Origin of the sequence: Ampullimonas aquatilis, from assembly GCF_049675895.1 — a bacterium.
GTDB lineage: Bacteria > Pseudomonadota > Gammaproteobacteria > Burkholderiales > Burkholderiaceae_D > Ampullimonas > Ampullimonas aquatilis.
On the sequence record NZ_CP183834.1, the window covers coordinates 1,456,216 to 1,480,609 of the forward strand.

Below are 24,394 nucleotides of genomic sequence, written 5' to 3' on the forward strand. Positions count from 1 at the left end.
ATGAAGGTGATCAAGTGCGCTCACTCATGGGAACAAACTTCAGGTCGTCGGGGCCGATGTAATTGGCGGTTGGACGAATGATTTTGCCATCCATGCGCTGTTCAACAATGTGCGCGCTCCAGCCGCTGGTGCGGGCGATCACAAAGATCGGCGTAAACATGGCGGTTGGAATGCCCATCATGTGATACGACACCGCTGAAAACCAGTCCAGGTTCGGGAACATTTTCTTGATTTCCCACATGGTGCTTTCCAGTCGTTCGGCAATGTCAAACATCTTGGTGCTGCCAGCTTCCACAGATAATTTGTGGGCGACTTCCTTGATCACCTTATTGCGTGGGTCGCTGATGGTGTACACCGGATGGCCAAAGCCAATCACCACTTCCTTATTGGCCACGCGATCACGGATGTCGGCTTCGGCTTCATTGGGGCTGTCGTAGCGTTTTTGAATTTCAAACGCGACTTCGTTGGCACCGCCATGTTTGGGGCCACGCAGTGCGCCAATCGCGCCGGTGATGGCGGAGTAGATGTCTGACCCGGTACCGGCAATCACTCGGCCAGTAAATGTTGAAGCATTAAATTCGTGTTCTGCGTACAGAATCAGCGAGGTATGCATCGCCTTGACCCAGGAGTCTTTGGGTTTTTTACCGTGCAACAAATGCAGGAAGTGACCACCGATGGAGTCGTCATCGGTTTCCACTTCAATGCGACGGCCATTGTGCGAAAAGTGATACCAGTACAACAGCATCGAACCCAATGAAGCCATCAGGCGATCAGCAATATCACGGGCACCAGGATGATTATGATCATCTTTTTCTGGCAGGGCGCAACCCAGGGCCGACACGCCCGTGCGCATCACATCCATCGGGTGGGAAGATGCTGGTAACGACTCCAGCACCGCTTTCACGCTGGCTGGCAAGCCGCGCAATGATTGCAATTTGGTCTTGTAGCCAGTCAGTTCCGACTGGGTTGGCAACTTGCCATGCACCAGCAGATAGGCAATTTCTTCAAACTCGCAGGCATCGGCCACATCGAGAATGTCATAGCCACGATAGTGCAGGTCGTTACCGGTTTTACCCACAGTACACAGCTCGGTATTACCGGCTGTCACGCCCGACAGGGCAACGGATTTTTTTGGCTTGAATACAGGTGCTTCAGTCATGAAAGTCTCCTTGATAAATCTGTCAAACTACAAGTTCAAACTCAGGGCTAACCACAAAGGCACCAAGTAACACAAAGTACACGAAGATGGCTCGTCCAGTCACTGGTGAATCAGACAGGTCGATATCGCGATTGCTTATGCTTTTACTTGGCGTCTTTGTGATGAAAAATTAAGCCTTGCTTTTGGCAAACAGCGCGTCGAGTTTTTGCTCGAAGTCGTGATAGCCAATGCTGTCGTACAGTTCCATGCGGGTTTGCAAGGTTGGTACGGCATTTTTTTGCGTGCCATCACGGCGAATCGTTTCAAACACGTTTTGCGCAGCCTTGTTCATGGCGCGAAAAGCAGAGAGTGGATACAGCACCAGGCTGACATCGGCGCTGGCCAGCTCTTCGGTCGTAAACAGGGGGGTGGCACCAAATTCGGTAATGTTGGCGAGTACCGGTACTTTAACCGCAGCCGCAAACTGCTTGTATTGCGGCAGCTCAATCATTGCTTCGGGGAAGATCATGTCGGCACCGGCTTCGACGCAGGCGCAGGCGCGATCAATCGCGGCTTGCATGCCTTCCACGGCCAGCGCGTCGGTCCGTGCCATGATCACAAAACTGTCATCGGTACGGGCATCTACGGCGGCCTTGATGCGGTCGACCATTTCCTGCTGAGTCACCAGTTCTTTATTGGGGCGATGGCCGCAACGCTTGGCACCAACCTGATCTTCAATATGCAGGGCACCCGCGCCAAACTTGATGAGCGACTTGACGGTGCGCGCCACGTTAAAGGCCGATGAACCAAAGCCGGTGTCCACATCGACCAGCAAGGGCAGGTCGCAGACATCAGTAATGCGGCGTACATCGGTGAGCACGTCGTCGAGGTTGGAAATACCTAAATCGGGCAAGCCCAATGAGCCCGCGGCAACACCGCCACCCGACAGATAAATGGCTTTAAAGCCAGCGCGTTTGGCGAGCAGGGCGTGGTTGGCGTTGATGGTGCCAACGACTTGCAGGGGATGTTCTTCGGCAACGGCTTGACGAAACTTGCTGCCAGCTGTTTGAGTAGGGTGAGTCATTCGTGGTCTCCAATATGGCAAAGTGGCTGCTTATGTCGATATTTATGTAGATACTGATTTGGCTAATTACTTATTTGAATACGCTACTTACTTATTTAAGCGGCTTCTTATTCGACTGTTCGTTTGACTGCTTGTTATTGCGGCTATTGTTAACTTGTTTTCAGACCTTCCCATGTCATCACTTCAACTCGGGCGCTAGTCTGGTGTTGGTTCCTCGCCGCCAGGGCTTACAGGGCGTTTTATTGATGCAAATACTGCTTATGCCAGCTAAATCGCAATGGCTGTGCCATGCTTTTGCGGGCTTGCTGGCATTTAAAAATTATCAATGAATTCAGCAGCTTGCCAATTTTTTGCCATGTGTCAATTTGAAACGATGCGGTTTCAATGTATCATTGTTGTTGCAAAAATGTTTCATTATTGTTTCATTCTGCTTTCAAGTGAATAATGAGATGGGCTCTGCAACCCAATTCTTTACTCAAGCTTAAGCGTTGTTATTTATAAGGTGCCTCATGGTCACACAAGCGGTCACGCATCCCGTCGCCATTGCCCGTAAACCCGTTATCTGGACGGTCAGCGTGTCGCGCCTGTCCAATCTGCTGCGCGACGTCACCCCCGAATACGACGACCGCGCCTTCATCGAGCCGCTTAATCTGGGCTTTGAAGAAGCCGTCAAGCACATGCGCAAGCGTTTGCGCGACAGCCATTGCGACGTGTTGATTGCCGCGGGTTCCAACGGTGCCTACCTCAAAAGCCGCGTAGCGGTGCCGGTGGTATTGGTCAAGGCAAGTGGTTTTGATTTGATGCAGGCGCTCTCGCGGGCGCGGCAAATTACCGACCGGATTGGCATCGTTACCCACCAGACCGAGCTGACCGAGTTTGCCCAGTTTCAAAAAAGTTATGGCCTGCAGATTGAGCAGCGCGTGTTTGTTACCGCCGAAGACGCCCGCCACGCGGTGAGCGAGCTGGTGGCGCGCGGCATCAAAGCCATTGTTGGCACTGGCATGGTGACCGACCTGGCCGAGCAGGCCGGCATTGCCGGCATTTTGTTGTACTCGGCCGAATCCATTCGCGCTGCCTTTGATGCCGCACTCGATATTGCCCACATGGTCGGGAATGCGCGCAGTGCCGCCGAAGCCAAGGAAAAACAGGAGGAGCCCAACGCCAAAGCGGTCATTGCCAATGCGCAAGCCGCCGAAGCACGCAAGGCCAATTGCCGGGTGCGCCGGGTACGCTATGGCAGCGACGACTGGGTGGGCCACAGCGCCATCATGCGCCAGGTGCGCGACACGCTCGCCCATTACGCCCGCACCGACGCCACCGTGCTGATTCAGGGTGAAACCGGCACCGGCAAAGAACTCGCCGCACAGACCCTGCACGAACAAAGCAACCGCGCCAGCCAACCGTTTGTGGCCATTAACTGTGGCGCGATTGCCGAAAGCCTGCTTGAGTCGGAGTTATTTGGCCACGAGGAGGGCGCTTTTACCGGCGCACGCCGTGGCGGCCACATGGGCCTGATTGAAGCTGCCAACGGCGGCACACTGTTTTTGGATGAAATTGGCGAAATGCCCCTGCCACTGCAAACCCGCCTGCTGCGCGTGCTCGAAGAGCGCGAAGTGGTGCGCGTGGGCAGCGCCTCCCCGCATCCGGTGGATGTACGGATTGTCACCGCCACCCATTGCGTGCTGGACGACATGGTGCAACAAGGCAGGTTTCGCCGCGACCTGTTTTACCGCCTCAATGTGCTGCGCCTGCAACTGCCCGCGCTGCGCGACCGCGCCGACGATATCGTGCCGCTCATGCAGCACTTTCTGGATCGCCCCGATCACGCCCCCTTACTCTTGGACAGCAGCGCCTGGACACTGCTCAAGCGCCACAACTGGCCCGGCAATGTACGCGAACTCAAAAATATCGCCGAGCGCCTGCACACTTTATTTCAAGGCCAGGCCAGCCAGGGTAGCGACGACAGCGACTTCCCCGGCGGCGCCCGACTCATCACCGCCACCATGCTGCAAGCCACCGTGCCCGAACTCAGCCCACAGCCCAACCCCTACAGCGACGGCCAACCAACCACCCAAACCGTGGCCAGCCCCCTCAACGCGGCCATGCCCAACCCCCCAGCAACCAACCCCCCCAGCCCGCCACAAAGCCCACCCCGCAAAACCCGCAAACCACCACTCGCCCAACTGCAACAACAACTCCAAACCCTGCAAGGCGACCGCGCCGCACTCTGTCAGCAACTCGGCATTTCCCGAGCCACGTTGTGGCGCTGGTTGTCGCAGGATGCGGGGGAATAAGGTTGGGCGGTTTTTATAGTGGGGTGGGGTATTTTTATAGGGGTAATTAAAATGCACTGAAGAGGCTATTTTTTAAGGATACTCCTTGAAAATGGCTTAAATTGGAGTGGTTGTTGTGTGTTTGAAAAGGGAGGTAGGAGGGTGGTTTAGTGCTTTGAAACTTGGGAGTGCTATTGAAATGGCTAGAGCAGAATCCTATGGCCTGACAAATTTTAGGGTTGATAAAAATGGTTGATGTAGTAATGCGTATGGTTACAATGGGTGCCATTAATTTTTCAATTCTTTAGGACAACCATGATGTTTTATTTTTGTTTGTCTAAATAATATTAGACCTTAGATCTCTATACCTGAACAGCCAATGTCACAACGAATCTACTTTGATGAATCTGGATTTACGGGGAACAATCTACTTAACCCGGATCAAAAGTTTTTTGCTTACGCGTCCGTAGCTACAGACGATCAAGAGGCCAAGGATTTTGTCTTGGGGATCATAAAGAAGTACGGAATTCAAAATGGGGAGTTGAAGGGCAGCAAACTCGTCAAGTTCAATAAAGGCAGAAAGGCGATTGATGAAATTTTCGAGTATTACAAAGGGCGGCTAAAAATTTCTATTTCGGACAAGAAGTTCGCCCTAGCATGTAAGTTCTTTGAGTATATCTTTGAGCCGTGCTTATCGGATATTAACTCGTTGTTCTATGGCGTCGGATTTCACCGATTTATCGCGAATATTTTGTACGTGGAATTCATAGCTAGAGGTGCAGGGGCAGAGGAAATATTTGGTGAGTTCGAGGTGCTAATGAGCACAAAGGACGAATCGAGTCTTCAAGGCATATTCTCGTCGTCTGTTCATCCTGAAAATTCGCCGATCATCACTCAAATTCGAGAATTCGCACAATGCCGAGCTGAAGATATTCGTGAGGAACTTTCTTCGCTGAGCGATTCTGGTGTAGGAAAGTGGATTCTCGACCTCACAAATACTGCACTCTTCACGCTACTCGCGCATTGGGGTACTGAATTTGATGAGGTAACGGCGGTTTGCGATCCATCAAAACCGCTTCAACATGAACAAACAATGTTCGATACAATGATTGGCCGAAAGGATCAACTATTCAATGAAGTCTTCGGGGAAAGACATCCGATTACGTTCAATCTCTCAGGCCCAATTGAATTTAAGGACTCAAAAACTACCCACGGCATTCAGATTGCCGATGCGGTGGCAGCTGCCGCAGTGTACGTTTTTTCTGGAGCGGATGATGACCATGCCAGACGGTGGCGGTCAATTTTGCCAAGCATCGGACACTATGGAAGCATTATTCCCGATCGGGATGAGCTCAATCTTAAAGATAGAAGAGCACAGCTTAATGCGGTAATTCTTCTAGAGCTGCACTCCCGAGCTATAAATGAGGTGAGCCTAATCGATGGTATGCCGGAGTATATGCAGCTGATTACTCAAAGGCTAATTACCGACCCTATATGGCATAACCCAGCAGTCCACACGGACCTTGCGCATAAATCCGCGCAAGGCCGGTGACTTCTACATTAGGAAGCAAGATGGTTTTGATTGTGCTAGCAATTATTCTAGGCTATTCAGCTTATTTGATTTACCGTGCGTACCAAATTGGCATTAAACATCAACTAAATTTGGTCAGAGATTGGGGAGGCAGGCAACTACCCAACCCTGAAAAATATCGCATAGTCTTAGCTTGTGTTTATTTAGTCTCAGGGTCCGTTTTAATTGCCGTTACCTTTGCGCTTATCGCAACTAAAACCTCAATGAAATCATGGTCGGCTTTAGTTTTTTTAATTGGTCAGTGTTATGTTATTGCTTACAGTTTTATTGCTTGGCGGGCCAAGAAAAATGCCTCCTAACCCATCCTTCAAACGGGACGCGCCAAAGCGCGCCCCTTATGTCAAACGTTAAGTATCAGAATTCAGGCCATGGCACACGGACACATCGTTGCACTCTTTGACATTCTTGGGTTCGAGAAGCGGCTTGCACGCCTTGGCTTATATGAGATGCGATCGCGCTACGAGGCATTGATCGATGCAGTGAATTATCGCAAAGTACAAATGCAGCGGGTCTTCAGCGACTTGGGTTTAAAAGAAGCACCCTACTGGATTGCTGACAGTGACATATACATTTTCAACAAGGTGCACGGAGCGTATGCCAGCGACTCTATTTTGCTTTGGTCCAATCGAACTTGGCCCAAAGCGCGTGAAAGCAATCACGAGAGCTACCAAGAACTGGCTGGCAACCCTGCCGACGGATGGAATTACCATCCAGTCCCTAGCGACAACTTCTTGGATGTTTGTAATGACCTCATGTGTCGCGGTTTAGAGGTCGGTCTTCCGTTGCGAGGTGCTATAGCCATTGGTGACGCCATTCTCGAACCTGATGAAAACATCTATCTTGGGCAACCGATAGTGGATGCAGCACGGCTCGAAAATGGGCATCAGCTGATAGGAGCAAGCTTCTGTAAGTCGGGAATGAAGCAGATCATTCCGCCAAGATACACTCTTCAATTCGATAGTCATATTAAGGCTACTCATCACAAATGGTGGGGCGGCGCCATGTTGGACTGGCCTCGTCACTGGCGCAATAGCAGGCAAGTCGATCTCCATCACGCCATACAGGTTCTCGACACGGAGCCAGAACACTCTACCTACTATCAAAATACCCTCGAGCTAATTGCGCACTCATCACAATACGCTGACCGTTTCGAAAGCCTTGATGAAACGTCTATTCGCTCTCAATACTCAGAGTTCCAGTGGTCAAACACCAAACTCGAGCTCTCTGCCCTTGCCGTTCGCCGTGTACCAATAGAGTAAATAAGGTCAGAATCAAAATTCTACCCAAGCTCCAACTTTAACGATCATGCATATGCTTTCAATGGTTGCTATTAAATATTCATTTTTAGAACAAGCATGATGATTTCTATTAGTTTGTCTACATTAGGTTAGCGCTCAAGTCTTATGCCGATCACACCGTTTCATTTTGGTCCAGGTGCTGTAATTCATGCACTTGCTCCCAGACAGGTCAGTTTTCTTGCTTTTTGTGCCTCGAATGTTCTCATCGATGTTGAGCCTCTGTATTACATGCTCACTCACCAGTACCCACTCCATCGCTTCTTTCACACACTGATCGGCGCATCGCTCATTGTCATGGCGACCATTACGCTTTTTGTGGGAGCGCGAGCCTTTGCTCAGCGTTTTTGGCTGCCCAATCTATTCAAGTGGCAAGAGCTTGGCGTTGCCGCAGTCACGATTGGAGCCATTTTTGGTAGTTACTCGCACATCGTCTTCGACAGTTTCATGCACGCAGACATCACCCCCTTAGCACCATTCAGCGACGCCAATCCGCTGCTTAGTCTGGTTTCGCTAAATACCTTGCATTGGGGCTGTCTTGGCGCAGGTTTTGTTGGGGTTGTTCTGCTCTTTATTCGTAAGCTGAGAGGCAAAAGTGAGGGCTAATACGGCGGTCAAAGTCCCTTATTACGTTCGCATGATGTGCCGCAATATGGCTGCCCTTTACTTACTACGTTAGGCTGCATATGCTAAATTTTCTTCGGCGTCACAGAATTAAAGTGGTGCTTATTGCCGGAATAATCGTATGGTTCATACTTTTTGACGTATGGTCGAATTGGATAACGGCTCCTCCGTTGGACGAGATAATTTCAATTGCAAAGCATGGCTCAATAGAACGCCAAATCAAGATTGTTGTTCCTGAGCGCTATGAACTCGTATTAGTCTTTGAACGGAGTGGCGTTCAATTTGAACAGCTACGACAATTACTAGGTGATTGGGCATACAACAAAGATGGAACGCCAATTCCTTCAGGTGTGCGGATACCAGTTCGTTGGTCTCTGGCTAATGCCAAGGACGGTACTATCATTAGAACTGATGAACTCGAGACCTTCGGAAGCATTGGTTGGTCGGCTGTAGCGGCTGAACGGTTTGTTGCATATATTCAAGTGCCAACCGGAACTTATCTGTTTAACGCAAAAATTCTCCGTGACGTGCCGGAATTTGCCAACATCCATACGCGACTAAAAATGCAACTCCCACCGAAGGCAGCTACGACATGGCAGGTTAGTTTTGTTTGGTTGGGCGGTCTAGTAAATTTTTTCATAGGTTGGCCGATTCTGATTGCATTGACTGTTAACTTAATCTGGTGCTACCTAAGATATCGTTCAGCGCGGTCGCCCGCTTAGGTCATGTTTAAATAGTTAAATATGGGTAGAGTTAATTTTCCCGCATTGTATCTGGCACCCCCAGTGAGCTAAAGCGTTGGGTATCATGAAGGAGTACCACATATGTCCCTCTCCACTGATCGCATTATCGGCACCTGGAAACATCGCGATGGTTTCTCAGAAGTCGAGTTTTTAATTTCCATTAAGGATGGCAGTGTCACCGTAGTAGTTGTCGATAGATTTGATGGTGAAGCACCGGAGATTTACGATGTTGCTTGGAGCGAAAGCGAATTGACGCTCAAGTTCTCGGCACATTGGGGTACTGGCCGCTTTGTGAAATACAGTGTTGCTGTAGGTCCCGATCCTGACCGAGCACAAGCAACAATGACATCGACTTACCAAGAACTATGGGAACGAGTGTGATGCCTGATCCGGCTATCATTTATATACATGGGATCAGAGTCAAATTTTTCTCTTTAATGTCATGTGCTATGAATCAAACGTTAGGCAGCTAAATGTTCAGCATCATTCTGAAATTAACTCTCGTGTTGGCTGGAGTGCTTGGATTGTTTTTTATTGCGGGTGTCACAGGGATTTTGTTCTTTTTCTGGCCGGTGACATATGGGGATCATTTGCTCAACATCACGCCGCAAACATTATCAGAACTTAAGCTTCTTGAGCAGGAAAAGAAATTTCTGGAAGATTTACCCAACCATTATCCAGGCGCGCCGGATGAGCCTATTCGAATGAATGCTCAAGAATCGGTAGATGTGCTTGTTCACACACTCATCGCAGAGCTGCCGTCTAACCCGCAGCGTTCATTTGTACTACGAACTATGAAAAGCACGCTGGCATCATTCATAAATCAAGACACGGAAGAGCGAGAACAAATGTTGAGATATTGCGAGCGTGTGTTGGCAATTTTAGGAATCAATAATTCTGGAGAACTCTTCAATGTGTGGCTGTATGGTTTTCCTTACCGGTGGTTCTGGCATGAATAACCTGATGCTCAACCCAGCTGACTTCTGTTACTGGACGCTACGCAAAAAATTTGGGTAGCGCAGTTTAGTGATAAATCAACATCCACCCACGCATCCCAACCCCAACATCAAAGGAGCAATCCATGGATAAACAAATATTCATTAATCTCCCCGTTGCCGATCTTCAACGGTCTATGGCCTTCTTTGAGGCACTGGGCTTTGCACGTAATCCACAATTCTCAGGTGAAGCAGCAGGGTGCATTGCCATCAGCGAGACGATTTTTGTGATGCTATGTCCGCACGACAAGTTTAGGGAGTTCACGCCTAAAGCCATTTGCGATACCAGTAAAGCCGTTGAGGTCTTGCTCAACCTCACCTGCGAAAGCTGTGAAGAAGTGGATAGCTTGGTTGCCAAAGCAATTGCCGCGGGCGGATCAACCTACGACAAGCCAGAAGATTTTGGCTTTATGTATACGCATAGTTTTGTTGATCCCGATGGACATGGCTGGGGGCTGTTTCATATGAAGGCTGCGTAAGACATGTTTTTTGTGTTGGATAAAACGTGATGGGGTAATGCGTTAAATGAAGCAGAGTTAATGGCTTGGCGCTAGTACCATGTGTGTCACGATGATGCAGTCGATATGGCGTCAACAGTAAACGAGCCATTGCTTCAATGTATATAAACAGGGCAGTTTGGCGTTAACCAAAAAAGGAATGAAATGCAGGTCGATCTAGTTGCTCAACCACAATACGAGTCTCTTGTTGACCTTTTGAGTGAGCTTCATAGTTATTACAACAATGGCGCGGTGGTTGATTCAGCAATGGTGAAAGCGCATTTGCTGGAAAATTTGCTGGGCGCAGACTCGCCACTGCGTTTGGTTGTGGCGTGCAATGATGATGACCAGGTGCTTGGTTTTGCAGCAATTTCTTTGACTTACTCGCTGGTAGAACCATCACCGGCGCAGCGTCGCCAATGCCAGTTAAAAGAACTGTATATCCGCTCAACACAAAGAGGTCATGGTGTAGGCAAGGCGATCATGTTATGGGTTGCACATTATGCGGTCGTCAATGGTCGTAGTCGAATTGACTGGTCAGTCAAGGCAAGCAATGTCAACGGTATCCGCTTTTACGAAGCGCTAGGTGCACAGCAAGTTGCTGATCGGCTGAGTTATCGGCTTGCCGAGCCTAACCTGGGCAAGCTGTTAAATCGGTAGAGCGTAAAGGAGTAGATTTATATAGTGGGGTGGGGTATTTTTAAGTCATAAATAAACACGTACTGTATAAGCCTATTTTTAGTCATACTCCATTAATAGTGCTTAGTTAAGAAATGATAGTTGCTGTGTGAAAAGGCATGTAGTGCCTGTAATTTCACACCTATTCATCTCAAAAAAAATCGCCTGAGCAGCTCATTTAATCTCTCAAATTTTTGCATGCGCAAAATGGTTAATGTAGTCATGCGTATGGTTACAATGGGTGCAATAAATATTCATTTCTTTGTGGCAACCGTGATGATTTTTTGTTTGATTAATTAATGTTGTGCCAATTCCAAATTCGCTATGAAAAGCTACGAAATCTATGCCTTTAAAGACCACCTAGCCGACATTGAGGAATTCTTCATTGAGATTGCTGCGAACGAAGAGCGACTCTTGACCTTCGGCTATAGGCACGCTTTGAAATTTCAAACGGCTGAAAAAGCGTTTGAAGGACTGAAATCCTTCAATGAAGACTTCTCTAGTTTGAAAAGGTATATGCTCAAGATGGATCGCACTCTTGGAGAGGAACTCGAACAGCTCGAAGCAAGTGGCAAGCTAATCGAGCAAGTGTCGCTAATCGCTCTTCGCTTACGGATGTCAGAAATAAGGAAACCGATGAGTGGCACCCTAGCAGGTATCAACCAGGTATTTTTCTATCTGCCATATTTCTCTCGCTTCGTAAAAAGCAAGGGACTGTTTGGCGATGAGCCGGTGTCTCTTCAAAAGACCATTATCAATCTTGGCCGGCTCAAAGGGCTCGCCAATATCTGCTATGAGCTTGTGAACAGCAAGGATAGTTCCGACGACGAAGTTTTTAAGCCGTCGAACGTAAAACCTGAACGTGTTATAGATCTTATTGAGAAGGCCATTGCTGAGGTCGAGAATATCTCATCTATATCACCTACCGAGCGTGCCAGAATTGAAGGGTATTTGCATGAGGCGAAAAAGGAAGTACTAAGTACAAGTCCGTCATGGTCAAAGATAGTCGGTGCGCTAGTTATTGTCGCAGCAGTAACCAGCGGCATCGCCGATGCTCCTAATGCGGCTAAGAGCATTAAGGATGCCATTGAGTACATCCTCGGCTCCTCAGTTGAAAAAGCATTGCAAAAATACTTGCCTCCACCCACAGAAAATGAACAACCGCCGGTTCCTAGTGGCACATTGGCCTAACCCATCATGCCACCGTCCTGTGTGAAAAGCCGCGCAGTACGGTAGTTTCAGATGTTAAGTGAGAGAAGAAATTAAATGAGTAGTAAGGTAATCATCACATCGTGTTTACTATGCAATTCGTCAGCTAATGCTCAAGATATAGACGGTGCAAATAGGTGTTGGTACAGGTGCTCTGCTACAGATTGCGGTGAGTACGAAATTTCAAGACGAGCAGCTAAATATATTGAAGGCAAAGATCACGTAAAGGCGTGGTTCAAGCCTATGGCAAATAAATGCGTTGGTACTGATAATATTCTTGAAATTGTTTTTGAGTCCGATCAGATTTCAGTAAAGTACAGGCAGAGATAAATCCATGGTGGGTGGGCTATGCATATGATTATGTCTTCATGCGACGTCCGTGCCACCACCTCGCGGTAGTGCGGCCACGCTTGAAACTAGGCGTTTGGCATGAACCCGAGAATCAAAACATACTCAAACCGGTCACTAAACAGTAACCAAAATACAAACAATAACAACCATGCCACCAGCTCACTTTGAAGACGATTCCCGTTTGCCTGTATCTCGTTATTTTCGTGAGGTCGTGGCTGAGTACCCGGATGGCCGTGTTTTGATTTTCTTTGGCAAACTCAATATTGCGGTGGGGATATTGGTGATGCTTTGGCTCTGCTTTGTGCCAATATCTTCAAATCTGGCATGGGTTCATGTCGTGCTATTTTTGGGTTTGCCTTTAGTGGGCTTTGTCTGGTTTGTGAACGATGTGCCATCACCCTGGCTAACTGAATATGTGCCAGTTATTCTTCAACCTTGGGAGCGCGTTATTAGCGTCATTGCTCAATTGTTTGTTGCGCTATTTCCGTGGTTTGTAATCCTCAAGTCACATGTACATTGGCTTGTTGACCTAATTGACTTCACCAACCCCATCCTCCCTCAAACCTAGTTAGAATCCTCCCTTTCACTCCCTGAGCTTGCCGCTAGGCAAGATGCCGCGATGCCATTTCGAAAAATTATTGCGTTGATTTTGTTCCCGCTCTCCATTTGATGGGGAGTGATGGGGTGGCGCACGTATCAGCTTGATACGGGTGGCATCACGGGTTTAACGGGGTGGGTGATGATGTTGCAGGCGGGGATTGGTTTGTTCCTGGCCTTGATTTTTCCCCTGGTTAAATCGCGGGAAGCCAAGCCTAAGGTGGTGGTTGATGCACCGCTTACGCCGTTTGGGCATGCCAAGCATTTTTTGGTGTTGCTGATTGCCTTTTTATTGTCCCTGAGCTGTTTTTGGGCGCTTGGCAAGGCGTTGCTGGAGGGTTATTTTGTGGGCAATAAATATGCGGGGATTGTTTATTTTGCCAAGCAGCCGGGCAGCTTTATCTTACGGGCGGTATTTATTGCTGCGGTGGGTGGGTTGTTGGGTTGGTTGAGCATTCCGGGGTTGCTGGCCTATGTGCGCAAGGATGCAAAGTCCGAAGACACTAAAGAATTTTAAGCACGGCCTGGGGTGGTGCGATTCATTTAACCAGAAGGGAGTTCATCATGAAGTATCAGGGAAGTTGTCATTGCGGCGGGATTGCCTTTGAGGTTGACGGTGAGCTGCCGGCCGAAGTGATGTCATGCAATTGTTCCTTATGCCAGCGCAAGGGCAGTTTGATGTGGTTTGTGACGAAAGATGCGCTGACCTTGCAAACGCCGCCCGAAAACATGAGCACGTATTTATTTAACAAGCATTTAATCAAACATCGCTTTTGTCCAACGTGCGGGATTCATCCATACGGCGAAGCCGTTTCTCCGGGGGGTAATGACATGGCGGCCATCAATGTGCGTTGCCTGGAAGGTGTGGATATTGAAGCCTTGCAGGTGAAGCATTTTAATGGGCGCGAGCTTTAAGGTTGGGTTTGTGTCCATGCCAAGCCGGTTTTCATTAGCCAGTTTGTCATCTCTGTAAACGCGTGTAAGTTGGGTAACATCGTTTGCCTGTGCCACTTTATTCATGCAGATGGTTGTGCTTGTCTGTTTAAAATTTGTTGATACATTTTGTGCAGAGCCAAGGGATATTGGCTTTGGCAGATGACATTGATAAATCAAACAGGGAGTAACGATGAAGCTGACTTGGACCAAGCTGGGTTTTTTGGGATTTATGATTCCCTTGGCGTTTTGGGGTATTGCGGCAGTGGGCTGGGGTTCGAGCAACTTTAGTGCGTTTCGTGTTGCGTTTGTTTTGGCTGCGGTGGCGGTGTATGTGGTTGGCACCAAGCTCAACGCCGAAGCACAAGAGCAGGGTGATGACGCACCCCATCAATCCATGGGTTATCCCATGCAATGGTCTGGCCTGGGCTTTTCGGCTGCGGGTTTTGTGCTGACTTTGCTGTAGTTTTATTCTCTTCATTTGCTGTGGTGGGTAACTGCTTAGTTGTCTGTCACAGCGCCCTCTGCAAATTGACTTAGCGTTCATTTTGCAAGCCCATTTAGTTTGATGCGTCCTGCATCCAGCTCGATCATTTTTTCCATTCATTCTTTTGGCGGATGAGCCTTTTAGTTGGGCTGCATTTGCTGCACCTGCTGTACTACTTGCTGCGTCATTTTTTGGTTTTCAACCAGGTTTGAAACTGACTTCGTTTTTTATATAAGACAAAGCTTGACGTAAGTAGGATGATTGTCCTAATATTTTGCGCATATAGGACGTTTGTCCTAATGGTCTGCTGACTGGTTCTGACAGTCTGTTGGGGCACACTATTTAGCTAGGTTGCAGGCCAGGTGAAGCAAAGCTGACGCTGGTTTGAAGGAACAACGACGGATCAACATGACTGACAAAACAACACGTGAAGACATTATTGCGGCGGCCGATGCGCTGTTTTATGAGCAAGGCTTTGAGCGCACCTCGTTTTCACATATTGCTAATGCGGTGAAGATTTCGCGGGGCAATTTTTATTACCACTTCAAAACCAAAGATGAAATTTTGGATACGGTGATTCGGACGCGGCTGATTAAAACGCAAATGCTGCTGGAGCAATGGGAAGCCAAAGGCAAAAAGCCGGTGGACAGGATATTGAGTTTTATCCAGATTTTATCGGTCAATCAAAGCAAGATCATGCAGCATGGCTGCCCGGTCGGCACACTCTGCAGCGAGCTGGCCAAGCTCAATCATGATTCATTGGAGCAGGCCAATCTGCTCTTTACGCTGTTTAGAACCTGGTTGCGTAAGCAGTTTACTTTGCTTGGTCATAAGGCCGATGCCGATGCGCTGGCCATGCATTTGCTCGCGCAAAGCCAGGGGGTGGCGACACTGGCCAATACCTTTCAGGATGAAAAATTCATCAAGCATGAGGTCAAGCAAATGAGCACCTGGGTCAAGTCGCTGGTGAGTACGGTTGAATAAGTGAGCGCAATCTGTTTGAACAAGCTGCTTGTGCAATCGCGTGTGTAATCGATGATCAAACGATGTGAAATTAAAAGGCAATGAGTGAGGGGCTAGCATGTTTGTCGTACAACTCAAGTTTTCAGCCAATAAAAGTCAGGCTGCGCAGTGGATGGATGGCCATAAGGCATGGATCAAACGAGGTTTTGATGACGGCGTATTTTTATTGGTGGGCAGCTTGCCGCCTAATTTGGGCGGCGGCATGGTGGCACACCACATCACGCTGGCGGACCTGCAAGCGCGGTTGAATGACGACCCGTTTGTGGCACATGATATCGTCAGCGTTGAGATCATCGAGATCAAGCCCGCACAAGCAGATGACCGTTTGAAATTTTTACTCGGCTGATAACTGCCTGCGAGTAATGCATTGCTGAAATTTATCTAAAAAGTTAAAGCCCATGACGACCACTTTCATTGCCCCCGATGGTAAACATCGCTGTCACTGGTGCAGCGCCACGCCCGAATATTTGGCCTATCACGACAAAGAGTGGGGCTATCCCGTCAGCGATGACCAACGCCTTTTTGAAAAGCTCTGCCTCGAAGGATTTCAGTCGGGCTTGAGCTGGCGCACCATCCTCGCCAAGCGCGACAACTTTCGCGCAGCCTTTTGTGATTTTGACTTTAACCAGGTGGTGCGTTTTACCGAGCGCGATGTCGAACGCCTCATGCAAGACGCTGGCATTGTGCGCCATCGCGGCAAGATTGAAGCCGTCATCAACAACGCACTGCGTGCTCAGGAGTTAGTCAAGCAAGCCGGTTCACTCGCCCAATACTTTTGGCGTTACGAGCCCAAGGCCGGTGATCTTGCCCAACCCCAAACCGCTTCCACCTCGGCGGCATCATTGGCCTTATCCAAAGACCTCAAAAAACAAGGCTGGAAATTTGTCGGCCCCACCACCGTCTACGCCTTCATGCAAGCCATGGGCTTGATTAACGACCACGTTGCAGACTGCGTCATCCGCCAAAAAGTTGAACAAGCCCGTAAGAAGTTCAAGTCGCCAAAGGTCTGAATTGCATGGGAGATTGTTGCATGGCGTTTTATATAGTGGGGTAGGGTATTTATTTAGAATCAATAAATACGTACTTAAATAGGATAAATATGAATTTACTCGTAGGGAGTAAGTGTTTTTTAGCGATTATGACGCCGCTAACCAGTTTTCTAAAAGCAGTCCCGGAACCTGCTCAAATTTGCGTAAATTATTGCTGACTAACGTCAAGCCTTCGCTACGGGCTTGGGCGACGATGTGTAGATCATTCACACCAATCGGCTGTCCGATTTTTTCAAGCGCGGCACGAATGCTGCCGTAGTGCCCCGCAGCGCGTTCACCATAGCTAAGCACATCAAGTCGACTTCTAAAATCTTCTACTACCGCCAAATTACGTGATGGATTGGCGCTTTTTTCTGCGCCATGCAATAACTCGGCGAGCGTCATGGCCGAAATGGCCATGCGCCCATGCTGCTGGTTAAACATGGTCAGCGCAGCAATCGGGCGTTGTTTGATGACGTAAATGACAATATTGGTATCGAGCAGATACTTGAGCATGGTGTTTACAGGCTCTCGCGTTCTGGCTGATGCTGGCTGGCTCGATCGGACATAAAGTCATCGGTGACAGTTTGATCACCCAGAAAGAAACTGTCCCAGCTGGCATGGGCAGGTGCAATGACGCGCTCTTGTCCAACAATCCGAACATCGACTTTTTTAACAGGCTCGGGAAACCGGGTTTCAGCCGGCAAGCGCACCGATTGAGTTCGATTATTGATAAAAACTGTACTGATGGTCATGAGACACCTCACAAATTTTGCTATATACATTGACTATATAGCATGAGAATGATTGAGATCAACCTCTCTATAGCTAATAATAGGCATTGGCCAAACCAATTTTCTTTCATTTTAAAAACGTCGCCATGTACATCCCACCCGGCTTTAACACTATCACTCCTTACTTTTTTGTGCGCGATGCTGAGTCTTTTGTGACGTTTTTAGTCAAGGGGCTGGGCGGGGTGGAAACTTGTCGTACCCTGCGTCCCAATGGGCTGATTGCCAATGTCCAGGTGCAGTTAGGCACGGCGGCAGTCATGGTGAGTGAGGCGACAGAGCATTACCCGCCCATGGCGAGTGCGTTTTATGTGTATGTGGAAGACGCGCACGCGGCCATGCAGCAGGCGTTGGCGCATGGTGCCACCCAGGTGATGGCGGTGGCCGATATGCCTTATGGCGATCGGCAAGGTGGTGTGCGTGATGCCCATGGCAATCTCTGGTGGATCTCGCAACGCCTGATGCACGAGCCTTATACGCCTTGAGCGGAAGTTGTTTTCTTTGCTGACGATTTGGCCTTCCTACAGGCATTGAAGTCCTGGCAATTCTGTGAGGCTGGCGTTTTACCGCCATTCATTCCGAAAAAATTGATGTGGCATCTGTAAGGATTGGACTATTTGCGCGACTGCCATCAGTACGTCGTTGTTTTGTACCGAACATTCGGTCAGTTCGACGAACTGTAAAGCAGTTGTTTGAACCAGCGATTGAGTCAGATGGATTCAATCGCTAGTTCGTCCCGATCATTTCATCTTTATACAGAGCGTGTTGCCATGACGATATCCCGAAGAAATTTTCTCCAAATCTCCTTAAGTACTGCAGCATTGTCGCAAACCTCATCCATATTGGCCGCTAGTAATGCAGTGGCCGAGGGTAGGCAAATCAAGGTCAAGGCCATTGCCTTTGATGGCTTCCCGGTATTTGATCCACGGCCAGTCTTTGGCCTCGCCGAAATGCTTTTTCCCGGTAAGGGTGCCGAGCTGGGCAATGCCTGGCGTACCCGCCAGTTTGAGTACACGTGGTTACGCACCTTGTCAGGTCATTATGTTGATTTTTGGCAGGTAACTGAAGAATCGCTGGTCTTTGCCGCGCTGTCTTTGAAACTAGAATTGACTGCCGATAAACGCAAGCAATTGATGCAAAGTTATCTGGAACTCAGGGCCTGGCCGGATGCCTTGTCGATTTTGACGGAGCTGAAACAAATGGGCATCAAACTGGCGTTTTTGAGTAATCTTACGCCAGCCATGCTCGATGCCAGTGTCAAGAATGGTGGCCTGACGGGTCTTTTTGAGCCGCATCTGAGCACCGATCGAGTGAGTGCCTACAAGCCTGATCCACGCGCTTATCAAATGGGCCTGAATGCCTTTGGCGTGAGCCGTGAAGAAATAGTCTTTGCGGCCTCGGCAGCCTGGGATGCAGCCGGTGCAGCCTGGTTTGGTTATCCCACTGTATGGGTTAATCGCATGAATCTGCCGGTAGAAGAACTGGGTGTACAGCCCCATGCCAATGGGAATAGCCTTGCTACTTTGCTGGAGTTTGTGAAGGCGCGTAATCAAGTGGCTTGAGGTAATGATTGACTGACAGGATGTTGACGTTCATCGGCTTGATGGTGTGATTGAGCCGCTAGTTGGTTTTTTGCCTGCAGTGATGTTTGATGGTAGCCCACTACTTCAGTTCATCGCAGTCAACTGAAGCAGTGTCGTAAATGATGGCTTTATTGTTGTGCTGATTTCAATTCTTTCATTTCTTCCTTGGCAGTGACTATATCTTTGGGTGTCAGGTTGATGCCAATGAAAAAGCTATTTGCCAAAATTCCTGTGGGATATTCGAGTTGATAGAAAAAGTTCTTGTTTTCAGTCACTTCAATATCGGCCTCAGCACTTTTGCCCATTGCCGTGGTATCAATCTTCACGTGGTGTTTGCCTGGGGTGGTTTCAAGCTTCAGGAAGGAGCCGTTGTATAGATCGCCCACTTTATTGTTATCAACAAATACCGGCATCGACATGCCCGAGGCGAAAATGGATGATGCTCTGTAAATGTATAACTGTGACTGCCCTGATTTTGGTGTTGTGAAGTCCTTGAATTGAGATCCAGGGGCGGTGGCACATCCACCCATTACCCCAATAAGTGTGCCGAGTGAAATAGCTGTGACAGTTTTAAATACAAGTCGTTTAAATGAAACTAACATGATTATTCCTTTATGAATGTTTTGTAGCTGAAAGGAATGACTTGGTTGTTAATCCATAACGATCTTTGATTTTTGAATAGTGCAACAAGTCATCTCAAGGCATTTTCTTTGGGATATGTTGAGTTGGTCAAAGATTTATACAGGTAGTTACTTAAAATTATTTTCAGTTTAAAAACTTGTTGAATAGTTAACTGAATCAGTTTGTCGTCCATGCTAGGCGAAAAATGTTTTTTGTTTAATCACCACAATGCTGCGGCCACGTGCTCAAGGCTTGTTTGCCGGGTGCTTTTCCACTGGTTTGTTGTCTTGCAAGTGAATCTGTTAAGCATTGGCTCAAAACGGCTTACTGTGCCAGACTGATCTAGCTCACTTCCAGATCATTGCTTCATTGCACTTTTATCGGTATTTTTTGGTTTTGGATCGCCATGTTTCAGCGTTTGTCGATAAATTCGGTAAGGTATCCATCTTGCTACAGGATTTTTATGCTGTGACCACGTTGTGATGACGACAGACAGGTATCACAATCACTTGAGTGTTTATCTCGGATATTTCAATCAGTGTTCTCTCGGCACATCGTTCTGCAGTAAAGTGGTTCGCTAATATCAACGACGAAAGGAAACTCAATGTCCAGTCCCACAACCGAGCTTGAGGAACTACTCATGCAGCGTTCGTTGACCGATGCGCAGCTTCTGGCTGCGGCAGAGGCTGCGGCTGACTTTCGGATACAACCGGACGCAACGGTTATCAAGATTGGCGGGCAAAGCATCATTGATCGCGGTCGTGCCGCAGTCTACCCACTGATTGATGAGATTGTTGCCGCCCGCAAGCACCATAAATTGCTCATCGGAACCGGGGCCGGCACACGGGCTCGCCACCTGTATTCCATTGCTGCCGGACTTAATCTGCCAGCAGGTTTACTCTCGCAGCTGGGTTCCTCGGTGGCCGACCAGAACGCCGCTTTGCTTGGAAATCTTCTCGCCAAGCACGGTATTCCTGTGGTGGATGGGGCTGGCTTGTCGGCGATGCCGCTGTCCCTCGCTGAAGTGAACGCTGTCATCTTCAGCGGTATGCCACCCTACAAGTTGTGGATGCGTCCGCCTGCCGAAGGCGTTATCCCTCCCTATCGCACGGATGCCGGTTGTTTTCTTCTGGCCGAACAATTTGGTTGCAAGGCGATGATCTACGTGAAAGACGAGGACGGCCTCTATACCGCTAATCCAAAGACCTCGAAGAACGCGACCCTGATTCCGAAAATCTCTGTCGATGAGATGAAGGCGAAAGGATTGCAAGACTCGATCCTGGAGTTTCCTGTCCTCGATCTGCTCCAGGCGGCACACCATGTCCACCAGGTACAAGTCGTGAACGGTCTTGTTCCCGGCAACCTGACCCGCGCACTTGCTGGCGAGCATGTCGGCACCATCATCACCGCGAACTGAGAGCCATCATCATGACTGATACCAACAACATCAAGCACGTCGCCTCACCGCTGGCGAGTCAAACCCTCCAAGACAGTGATCTCACCCGTCCCGTTGCGGGCGTCCGTCCGATCCGGTTGCTGCCCTGGTTGCAGGTTGTCAAAATAGGCGGGCGTTCCATCATGGACCGCGGTGCCGAAGCGATTCTTCCCATTGTGGCGGAGCTCCGCAAACTGCTGCCCGAGCACCGCCTGCTCATTTTGACCGGTGCTGGCGTGCGGGCCCGCCACCTCTATGGTGTTGGCCTCGACCTCGGCCTGCCGGTTGGCTCACTGGCCCCACTAGCTGCCAGCGAGGCGGGTCAGAATGGCCATATTCTCGCCTCATTGCTGGCTCCAGAGGGTGTCTCCTATGTTGAGCATCCGACCATTGCCAGCCAGTTGGCGATCCATCTTCAGGCTGCCCGCGCCGTCGTCGGGAGCGCTTTCCCGCCGTACCATCACCACGAGTTCCCGAATTCACGGATTCCGACCCATCGGGCTGATACGGGTGCCTTTCTACTCGCCGACGTGCTGGGTGCAGCCGGCCTCACGATCGTAGAGGATGTCGATGGGGTATACAGTGCCGATCCCAAGGGGCCTGGTGGAGAGCAGGCGCAGTTGCTGCGTGAAACGTGTGCTAGTGACCTTGCGAAGCAGCAGGGTTCCCTGCCGTTTGATCGCGCACTGCTGGATGTCATGGCGACTGCGCGTCACATCGAGCGTGTGCAGGTTGTGAATGGGCTCGTACCAGGGCGGCTCACTGCGGCACTCCGTGGTGAACACGTCGGAACCATTGTGCATACAGGCGCACGTCGGAGCTGATCGTTCTGTCCTGAAAAGATGATCGGCAAGTCCTTTGGTTTTGTTTGACAAAGAATTGGCTGATCGGCAAACGATTATGCGATGAACGACATTATGTTGATCGGAGCGGCTCATTGGTGAGGCGGCTCATGACAGATTCCTGGTCAGTCGCCAATTCCCATTGTACCAATCATGCAGGCTGAAGCCTGTTATCAACTTTATTCAGGGCTGGATTTGATGCTCTGGAAATCATTTTTTGAGTGATTTGAATGCGAAGCGCATGATTGCTGGTGATTTTTCCCTTTCCACGGTGCATAGTTTTCTTCCGGGTCTTGCGCCAGCCGCGAAGCTTGCAGTTGCGCACCCAGTCCATAAAACTCTCTAAAGCTCATGATGAGGGGCCGCCACAGCATGGGGTCGATGCGCTCGGGGTGAGCGGCTTGCAGCAGTTGTTCAGCCACGTGCGTGCGCACAATACGAACCTCAATGGCGCAAGCTGGAATGGCCATGCGTGGGTCGCAACTGGCAAACGGTCGCACCGATTCCACCACGCATTCAAGTTGTACCGGACATTCCGCTACCCGTGGCGCGACGACTTCCAGGGCGGCTTGGGGCGTGAGACCTGCCACGCCAAACTTGTCGGCTTCATGGCGATAACCCAGCCATTTTTTATGCAATGGCACCGATTGGCTGCCAGTCAGTTTGGCGAGCCGATCGACTGCCGCCACATTGTCCACCGATGCCAGATTCAATACGCATTGGCCACTGCGCTGGAGGTTGGCGGTGGTTTGGGAGCTGGCATCCAGCCCGAGCATACAGCTCCAGCCCAGCCACCAGGCCGATGACATGGGCGCAAGATTGGCGCTGCCGTCTCCATTGAGGGTGCTGATGAGTATCACGGGTGTGCCCCAGTAATGAATGGCGGGGGCAATGTCTTTGTGCATGATGGACTCCTGTTCCTGTGCTTGTTTAATGACAGGCGCAGTTTGCAGTGACCAACATTTTGCAGCTATCCGATTCTTGCTGTTGTCGATCGGCCGAGTCTCGGCTGGTGTTGATTATTTAAATACACCCTATAGGTATTTAAAATGGATCAATCAATAAGCACTTGAGCGGTTAATAATGATTCATACTGCTAGGTAGTATGAGTGCTTTCAGCCATTTTTAGAGGTCTTCAGGCCTTTTGCCGGGCCACCCACAAAAAGTAAAGCAGCAGTAACAATGCGGCCAGGGAGAGGCTGGTGCTATTGGCCAGCCAAAATCCGGACGCGCCTTGCAGCTCAGCAGGCACGCCGCCAAGCTGGTTGAAGCCGAGCAGATAACCGCCACCCAGGCCAAAGCCCCAGAGTGACAAGGCGTAAATCAGTGTGGGCACCAGCGTAATTTTGTAGGCACGCAAGACAAAGGCGGTAGTAACCTGGACTGCATCGAAAATCTGATAAAAACCGATGAACACAAAGAGTGGCAAAGCTGCTGCGGCTACCATGGGGTCGGGTGTGTAGGCGCTCACAATGAGTGCCCGACAGAGCCAGATCAATCCACCCATGAGCGTGGCAATCAGGGCAGTCAACCAAATGCCGTGCAAGCTGGTTTGCCTTGCCTGCACGGGTTGGGCCGCCCCGAGTGCCTGCGCCACGCAAGTGGCTGTGCCTATTGCCAGTGACAGTGGCAGCATATACAGCACGGCGGCAAAGTTGGCGACGATTTGATGACCAGCCAGCGCGGTAGCGCCAAAGCGGGCAATAAAGAGCGCCATGAACGTAAAGGAAGTTACTTCAATCAGATACGACAAGCCCATCGGTATACCCAGTTTGAGCAGCGCCCATTGCCGTGACCAATGGGGCCAGGACCAGCGGGCAAACAGGCCATAGGGATGATAAAGACGCCCGGGTTGGCTATCGCGCACGAGTTGCCAGCCGAGCAGCAACATCACCAGCCAGCTGGTAAGGGCGGTCGCCAAGGCGCTGCCTGGACCGCCCAAGGCCGGTATGCCGAGCGCAGGCAGGCCAAAAATCAGCAGCCAGTTGAGTGGCACTTTGAGCACCAGACCCGTCAGTTGCATGACCATCACACGGCGTGCCTGCGAGATGGCGGTGTTGAGCGAACCATACAGGCGTGACAGCAAGGCAGCAGGCAGACCGAGGGCTTCCATTTGCAGGTATTGGCGGGCGGTGTGCTCAAGCACCGGATCGGCATGGGCAATGGCAAGCAGCCAACCGGGTTCAGCCAAAAGCAGCATGCCAGGCAGGGTCAGTGCCAGTGCCAGCCAGACACCCTGACGTAATTCTTCACCGATCTCGTCATGGCTTTGCGCACCAAACAAATGACCAATGGTGGGTGAGAGCGCCTGCAGGATTCCGGAAAGTCCCAGAAACACACTGATATACAAACCGGCACCAATCGAGAGCGCGGCCAGATCGTTGGCCGAATAACGCGCCGTCATCATGGTGTCGAGCACCCCATAGGCAATGATAGCGAGCTGACCAATATAGATGGGCCAGGCAATGCGCACGATCTGGCGCGCATGTGTCAGCCACAATTGCCATGCCGAAGGTACAGTCGCAGGAAGTTGGGCAGACCCATCGGGCTGCCTGAAGTTAGATGCAACCATATTT

The 24,394-nt window shown here is 49.8% G+C and carries 29 protein-coding genes; 22 read left to right on the forward strand and 7 right to left on the reverse strand.

All coding sequences use genetic code 11. The features are described from left to right. Positions 1–10: 10 nt before the first annotated feature. Together prpC and prpB are read right to left on the reverse strand one after the other, a co-directional pair. Positions 11–1,159: a bifunctional 2-methylcitrate synthase/citrate synthase gene (prpC, locus tag ACMYR3_RS06745; RefSeq protein ID WP_424195748.1), complete on the reverse strand. Its 1,149-nt coding sequence runs from the start codon at positions 1,157–1,159 to the stop codon at positions 11–13. 169 nt (positions 1,160–1,328) lie between these two features. Continuing rightward, positions 1,329–2,222 (reverse strand): methylisocitrate lyase, encoded by an 894-nt coding sequence (gene prpB, locus ACMYR3_RS06750; RefSeq protein WP_424195750.1) that lies wholly within the window; start codon positions 2,220–2,222, stop codon positions 1,329–1,331. A 509-nt stretch (positions 2,223–2,731) separates the two neighbouring features. Here prpB and prpR point away from each other — a divergent pair. The 18 genes from prpR (at position 2,732) to ACMYR3_RS06840 (ending at position 16,528) form a co-directional block, all read left to right on the forward strand. Further along, complete coding sequence (prpR, locus tag ACMYR3_RS06755; protein WP_424195753.1) at positions 2,732–4,516, forward strand: propionate catabolism operon regulatory protein PrpR; 1,785 nt, start codon at positions 2,732–2,734, stop codon at positions 4,514–4,516. A gap of 358 nt (positions 4,517–4,874) precedes the next feature. Then, a complete protein-coding gene (locus ACMYR3_RS06760; protein WP_424195755.1) occupies positions 4,875–6,047 on the forward strand; it encodes a DUF3800 domain-containing protein in 1,173 nt (390 codons plus the stop codon). Between the two features lie 20 nt (positions 6,048–6,067). Next, on the forward strand, positions 6,068–6,385 hold the full coding sequence (locus ACMYR3_RS06765; RefSeq protein ID WP_424195757.1) for a hypothetical protein: 318 nt from the start codon (positions 6,068–6,070) through the stop codon (positions 6,383–6,385). Positions 6,386–6,454: 69 nt separating this feature from the next. Beyond that, entirely contained in the window at positions 6,455–7,345 is an 891-nt protein-coding gene (locus ACMYR3_RS06770) for a hypothetical protein (protein WP_424195759.1), read from the forward strand. Between the two features lie 144 nt (positions 7,346–7,489). Continuing rightward, positions 7,490–7,987 (forward strand): hypothetical protein, encoded by a 498-nt coding sequence (locus ACMYR3_RS06775; RefSeq protein ID WP_424195761.1) that lies wholly within the window; start codon positions 7,490–7,492, stop codon positions 7,985–7,987. Between the two features lie 188 nt (positions 7,988–8,175). Beyond that, positions 8,176–8,727 (forward strand): DUF5625 family protein, encoded by a 552-nt coding sequence (locus tag ACMYR3_RS06780; protein WP_424195763.1) that lies wholly within the window; start codon positions 8,176–8,178, stop codon positions 8,725–8,727. Between the two features lie 102 nt (positions 8,728–8,829). Next, positions 8,830–9,129, forward strand: coding sequence for a hypothetical protein (locus tag ACMYR3_RS06785; protein WP_424195765.1), 300 nt, complete (start codon positions 8,830–8,832; stop codon positions 9,127–9,129). A gap of 92 nt (positions 9,130–9,221) precedes the next feature. Further along, entirely contained in the window at positions 9,222–9,707 is a 486-nt protein-coding gene (locus ACMYR3_RS06790; RefSeq protein ID WP_424195767.1) for a DUF4844 domain-containing protein, read from the forward strand. A 122-nt stretch (positions 9,708–9,829) separates the two neighbouring features. Continuing rightward, complete coding sequence (locus ACMYR3_RS06795; protein ID WP_424195769.1) at positions 9,830–10,222, forward strand: VOC family protein; 393 nt, start codon at positions 9,830–9,832, stop codon at positions 10,220–10,222. Positions 10,223–10,405: 183 nt separating this feature from the next. Further along, positions 10,406–10,900 (forward strand): N-acetyltransferase family protein, encoded by a 495-nt coding sequence (locus ACMYR3_RS06800; RefSeq protein ID WP_424195771.1) that lies wholly within the window; start codon positions 10,406–10,408, stop codon positions 10,898–10,900. 342 nt (positions 10,901–11,242) lie between these two features. Beyond that, positions 11,243–12,109 carry a hypothetical protein gene (locus ACMYR3_RS06805; RefSeq protein WP_424195772.1) on the forward strand — a complete coding sequence of 289 codons (867 nt, stop codon included), beginning with the start codon at positions 11,243–11,245 and terminating at the stop codon, positions 12,107–12,109. Positions 12,110–12,626: 517 nt separating this feature from the next. Beyond that, on the forward strand, positions 12,627–13,046 hold the full coding sequence (locus ACMYR3_RS06810) for a hypothetical protein (protein WP_424195774.1): 420 nt from the start codon (positions 12,627–12,629) through the stop codon (positions 13,044–13,046). A gap of 111 nt (positions 13,047–13,157) precedes the next feature. Then, on the forward strand, positions 13,158–13,592 hold the full coding sequence (locus ACMYR3_RS06815) for a hypothetical protein (RefSeq protein ID WP_424195776.1): 435 nt from the start codon (positions 13,158–13,160) through the stop codon (positions 13,590–13,592). A 47-nt stretch (positions 13,593–13,639) separates the two neighbouring features. After that, entirely contained in the window at positions 13,640–13,990 is a 351-nt protein-coding gene (locus ACMYR3_RS06820) for a GFA family protein (protein ID WP_424195777.1), read from the forward strand. A 211-nt stretch (positions 13,991–14,201) separates the two neighbouring features. Beyond that, positions 14,202–14,474 (forward strand): hypothetical protein, encoded by a 273-nt coding sequence (locus ACMYR3_RS06825; protein ID WP_424195779.1) that lies wholly within the window; start codon positions 14,202–14,204, stop codon positions 14,472–14,474. A gap of 429 nt (positions 14,475–14,903) precedes the next feature. Continuing rightward, complete coding sequence (locus ACMYR3_RS06830) at positions 14,904–15,479, forward strand: TetR/AcrR family transcriptional regulator (RefSeq protein ID WP_424195781.1); 576 nt, start codon at positions 14,904–14,906, stop codon at positions 15,477–15,479. A 97-nt stretch (positions 15,480–15,576) separates the two neighbouring features. Next, the gene (locus ACMYR3_RS06835) at positions 15,577–15,864 is read left to right on the forward strand and encodes a YciI family protein (RefSeq protein WP_424195783.1); all 288 of its coding nucleotides are present in this window, start codon (positions 15,577–15,579) and stop codon (positions 15,862–15,864) included. Positions 15,865–15,916: 52 nt separating this feature from the next. Next, a complete protein-coding gene (locus ACMYR3_RS06840; RefSeq protein ID WP_424195785.1) occupies positions 15,917–16,528 on the forward strand; it encodes a DNA-3-methyladenine glycosylase I in 612 nt (203 codons plus the stop codon). 126 nt (positions 16,529–16,654) lie between these two features. Here the strand turns inward: ACMYR3_RS06840 and vapC are convergent, their stop codons facing one another. Together vapC and vapB are read right to left on the reverse strand one after the other, a co-directional pair. Continuing rightward, positions 16,655–17,062, reverse strand: coding sequence for a type II toxin-antitoxin system tRNA(fMet)-specific endonuclease VapC (gene vapC, locus ACMYR3_RS06845; RefSeq protein WP_424195787.1), 408 nt, complete (start codon positions 17,060–17,062; stop codon positions 16,655–16,657). A 5-nt stretch (positions 17,063–17,067) separates the two neighbouring features. Then, positions 17,068–17,301 carry a type II toxin-antitoxin system VapB family antitoxin gene (gene vapB, locus ACMYR3_RS06850; RefSeq protein WP_424195789.1) on the reverse strand — a complete coding sequence of 78 codons (234 nt, stop codon included), beginning with the start codon at positions 17,299–17,301 and terminating at the stop codon, positions 17,068–17,070. Between the two features lie 125 nt (positions 17,302–17,426). Here vapB and ACMYR3_RS06855 point away from each other — a divergent pair, with 125 nt between their 5' ends. Then, a complete protein-coding gene (locus ACMYR3_RS06855; protein WP_424195791.1) occupies positions 17,427–17,822 on the forward strand; it encodes a VOC family protein in 396 nt (131 codons plus the stop codon). 285 nt (positions 17,823–18,107) lie between these two features. Next, positions 18,108–18,899 (forward strand): haloacid dehalogenase type II, encoded by a 792-nt coding sequence (locus tag ACMYR3_RS06860; RefSeq protein WP_424195793.1) that lies wholly within the window; start codon positions 18,108–18,110, stop codon positions 18,897–18,899. A 149-nt stretch (positions 18,900–19,048) separates the two neighbouring features. On the opposite strand, the gene ACMYR3_RS06865 is transcribed toward ACMYR3_RS06860, so the two are convergent. Further along, on the reverse strand, positions 19,049–19,522 hold the full coding sequence (locus ACMYR3_RS06865; protein WP_424195795.1) for a DUF2846 domain-containing protein: 474 nt from the start codon (positions 19,520–19,522) through the stop codon (positions 19,049–19,051). A 623-nt stretch (positions 19,523–20,145) separates the two neighbouring features. Here ACMYR3_RS06865 and ACMYR3_RS06870 point away from each other — a divergent pair. Together ACMYR3_RS06870 and ACMYR3_RS06875 are read left to right on the forward strand one after the other, a co-directional pair. Continuing rightward, positions 20,146–20,958 carry a hypothetical protein gene (locus ACMYR3_RS06870; protein ID WP_424195797.1) on the forward strand — a complete coding sequence of 271 codons (813 nt, stop codon included), beginning with the start codon at positions 20,146–20,148 and terminating at the stop codon, positions 20,956–20,958. A gap of 11 nt (positions 20,959–20,969) precedes the next feature. After that, positions 20,970–21,800: a hypothetical protein gene (locus ACMYR3_RS06875; protein WP_424195799.1), complete on the forward strand. Its 831-nt coding sequence runs from the start codon at positions 20,970–20,972 to the stop codon at positions 21,798–21,800. A gap of 197 nt (positions 21,801–21,997) precedes the next feature. Here the strand turns inward: ACMYR3_RS06875 and ACMYR3_RS06880 are convergent, their stop codons facing one another. Beyond that, positions 21,998–22,723: a flavin reductase family protein gene (locus tag ACMYR3_RS06880; protein ID WP_424195801.1), complete on the reverse strand. Its 726-nt coding sequence runs from the start codon at positions 22,721–22,723 to the stop codon at positions 21,998–22,000. 230 nt (positions 22,724–22,953) lie between these two features. Beyond that, complete coding sequence (locus ACMYR3_RS06885) at positions 22,954–24,390, reverse strand: MATE family efflux transporter (RefSeq protein WP_424195803.1); 1,437 nt, start codon at positions 24,388–24,390, stop codon at positions 22,954–22,956. Positions 24,391–24,394: the final 4 nt, after the last annotated feature.

What these genes read in the sequence shown, in the direction of transcription:
- ACMYR3_RS06835 (WP_424195783.1), top strand. Translation starts at nt 15,577, where the DNA reads ATGTTTGTCGTACAACTCAAGTTTTCAGCCAATAAAAGTCAGGCTGCG.
- ACMYR3_RS06760 (WP_424195755.1), top strand. Translation starts at nt 4,875, where the DNA reads ATGTCACAACGAATCTACTTTGATGAATCTGGATTTACGGGGAACAAT.
- ACMYR3_RS06765 (WP_424195757.1), top strand. Translation starts at nt 6,068, where the DNA reads ATGGTTTTGATTGTGCTAGCAATTATTCTAGGCTATTCAGCTTATTTG.
- ACMYR3_RS06775 (WP_424195761.1), top strand. Translation starts at nt 7,490, where the DNA reads ATGCCGATCACACCGTTTCATTTTGGTCCAGGTGCTGTAATTCATGCA.
- ACMYR3_RS06855 (WP_424195791.1), top strand. Translation starts at nt 17,427, where the DNA reads ATGTACATCCCACCCGGCTTTAACACTATCACTCCTTACTTTTTTGTG.
- ACMYR3_RS06860 (WP_424195793.1), top strand. Translation starts at nt 18,108, where the DNA reads ATGACGATATCCCGAAGAAATTTTCTCCAAATCTCCTTAAGTACTGCA.
- ACMYR3_RS06790 (WP_424195767.1), top strand. Translation starts at nt 9,222, where the DNA reads ATGTTCAGCATCATTCTGAAATTAACTCTCGTGTTGGCTGGAGTGCTT.
- vapB (WP_424195789.1), bottom strand. Translation starts at nt 17,301, where the DNA reads ATGACCATCAGTACAGTTTTTATCAATAATCGAACTCAATCGGTGCGC.
- ACMYR3_RS06875 (WP_424195799.1), top strand. Translation starts at nt 20,970, where the DNA reads ATGACTGATACCAACAACATCAAGCACGTCGCCTCACCGCTGGCGAGT.
- ACMYR3_RS06805 (WP_424195772.1), top strand. Translation starts at nt 11,243, where the DNA reads ATGAAAAGCTACGAAATCTATGCCTTTAAAGACCACCTAGCCGACATT.
- prpB (WP_424195750.1), bottom strand. Translation starts at nt 2,222, where the DNA reads ATGACTCACCCTACTCAAACAGCTGGCAGCAAGTTTCGTCAAGCCGTT.
- ACMYR3_RS06885 (WP_424195803.1), bottom strand. Translation starts at nt 24,390, where the DNA reads ATGGTTGCATCTAACTTCAGGCAGCCCGATGGGTCTGCCCAACTTCCT.
- prpR (WP_424195753.1), top strand. Translation starts at nt 2,732, where the DNA reads ATGGTCACACAAGCGGTCACGCATCCCGTCGCCATTGCCCGTAAACCC.
- vapC (WP_424195787.1), bottom strand. Translation starts at nt 17,062, where the DNA reads ATGCTCAAGTATCTGCTCGATACCAATATTGTCATTTACGTCATCAAA.
- ACMYR3_RS06800 (WP_424195771.1), top strand. Translation starts at nt 10,406, where the DNA reads ATGCAGGTCGATCTAGTTGCTCAACCACAATACGAGTCTCTTGTTGAC.
- ACMYR3_RS06870 (WP_424195797.1), top strand. Translation starts at nt 20,146, where the DNA reads ATGTCCAGTCCCACAACCGAGCTTGAGGAACTACTCATGCAGCGTTCG.
- ACMYR3_RS06820 (WP_424195777.1), top strand. Translation starts at nt 13,640, where the DNA reads ATGAAGTATCAGGGAAGTTGTCATTGCGGCGGGATTGCCTTTGAGGTT.
- ACMYR3_RS06815 (WP_424195776.1), top strand. Translation starts at nt 13,158, where the DNA reads ATGGGGTGGCGCACGTATCAGCTTGATACGGGTGGCATCACGGGTTTA.
- prpC (WP_424195748.1), bottom strand. Translation starts at nt 1,159, where the DNA reads ATGACTGAAGCACCTGTATTCAAGCCAAAAAAATCCGTTGCCCTGTCG.
- ACMYR3_RS06810 (WP_424195774.1), top strand. Translation starts at nt 12,627, where the DNA reads ATGCCACCAGCTCACTTTGAAGACGATTCCCGTTTGCCTGTATCTCGT.
- ACMYR3_RS06770 (WP_424195759.1), top strand. Translation starts at nt 6,455, where the DNA reads ATGGCACACGGACACATCGTTGCACTCTTTGACATTCTTGGGTTCGAG.
- ACMYR3_RS06795 (WP_424195769.1), top strand. Translation starts at nt 9,830, where the DNA reads ATGGATAAACAAATATTCATTAATCTCCCCGTTGCCGATCTTCAACGG.
- ACMYR3_RS06865 (WP_424195795.1), bottom strand. Translation starts at nt 19,522, where the DNA reads ATGTTAGTTTCATTTAAACGACTTGTATTTAAAACTGTCACAGCTATT.
- ACMYR3_RS06830 (WP_424195781.1), top strand. Translation starts at nt 14,904, where the DNA reads ATGACTGACAAAACAACACGTGAAGACATTATTGCGGCGGCCGATGCG.
- ACMYR3_RS06785 (WP_424195765.1), top strand. Translation starts at nt 8,830, where the DNA reads ATGTCCCTCTCCACTGATCGCATTATCGGCACCTGGAAACATCGCGAT.
- ACMYR3_RS06825 (WP_424195779.1), top strand. Translation starts at nt 14,202, where the DNA reads ATGAAGCTGACTTGGACCAAGCTGGGTTTTTTGGGATTTATGATTCCC.
- ACMYR3_RS06880 (WP_424195801.1), bottom strand. Translation starts at nt 22,723, where the DNA reads ATGCACAAAGACATTGCCCCCGCCATTCATTACTGGGGCACACCCGTG.
- ACMYR3_RS06840 (WP_424195785.1), top strand. Translation starts at nt 15,917, where the DNA reads ATGACGACCACTTTCATTGCCCCCGATGGTAAACATCGCTGTCACTGG.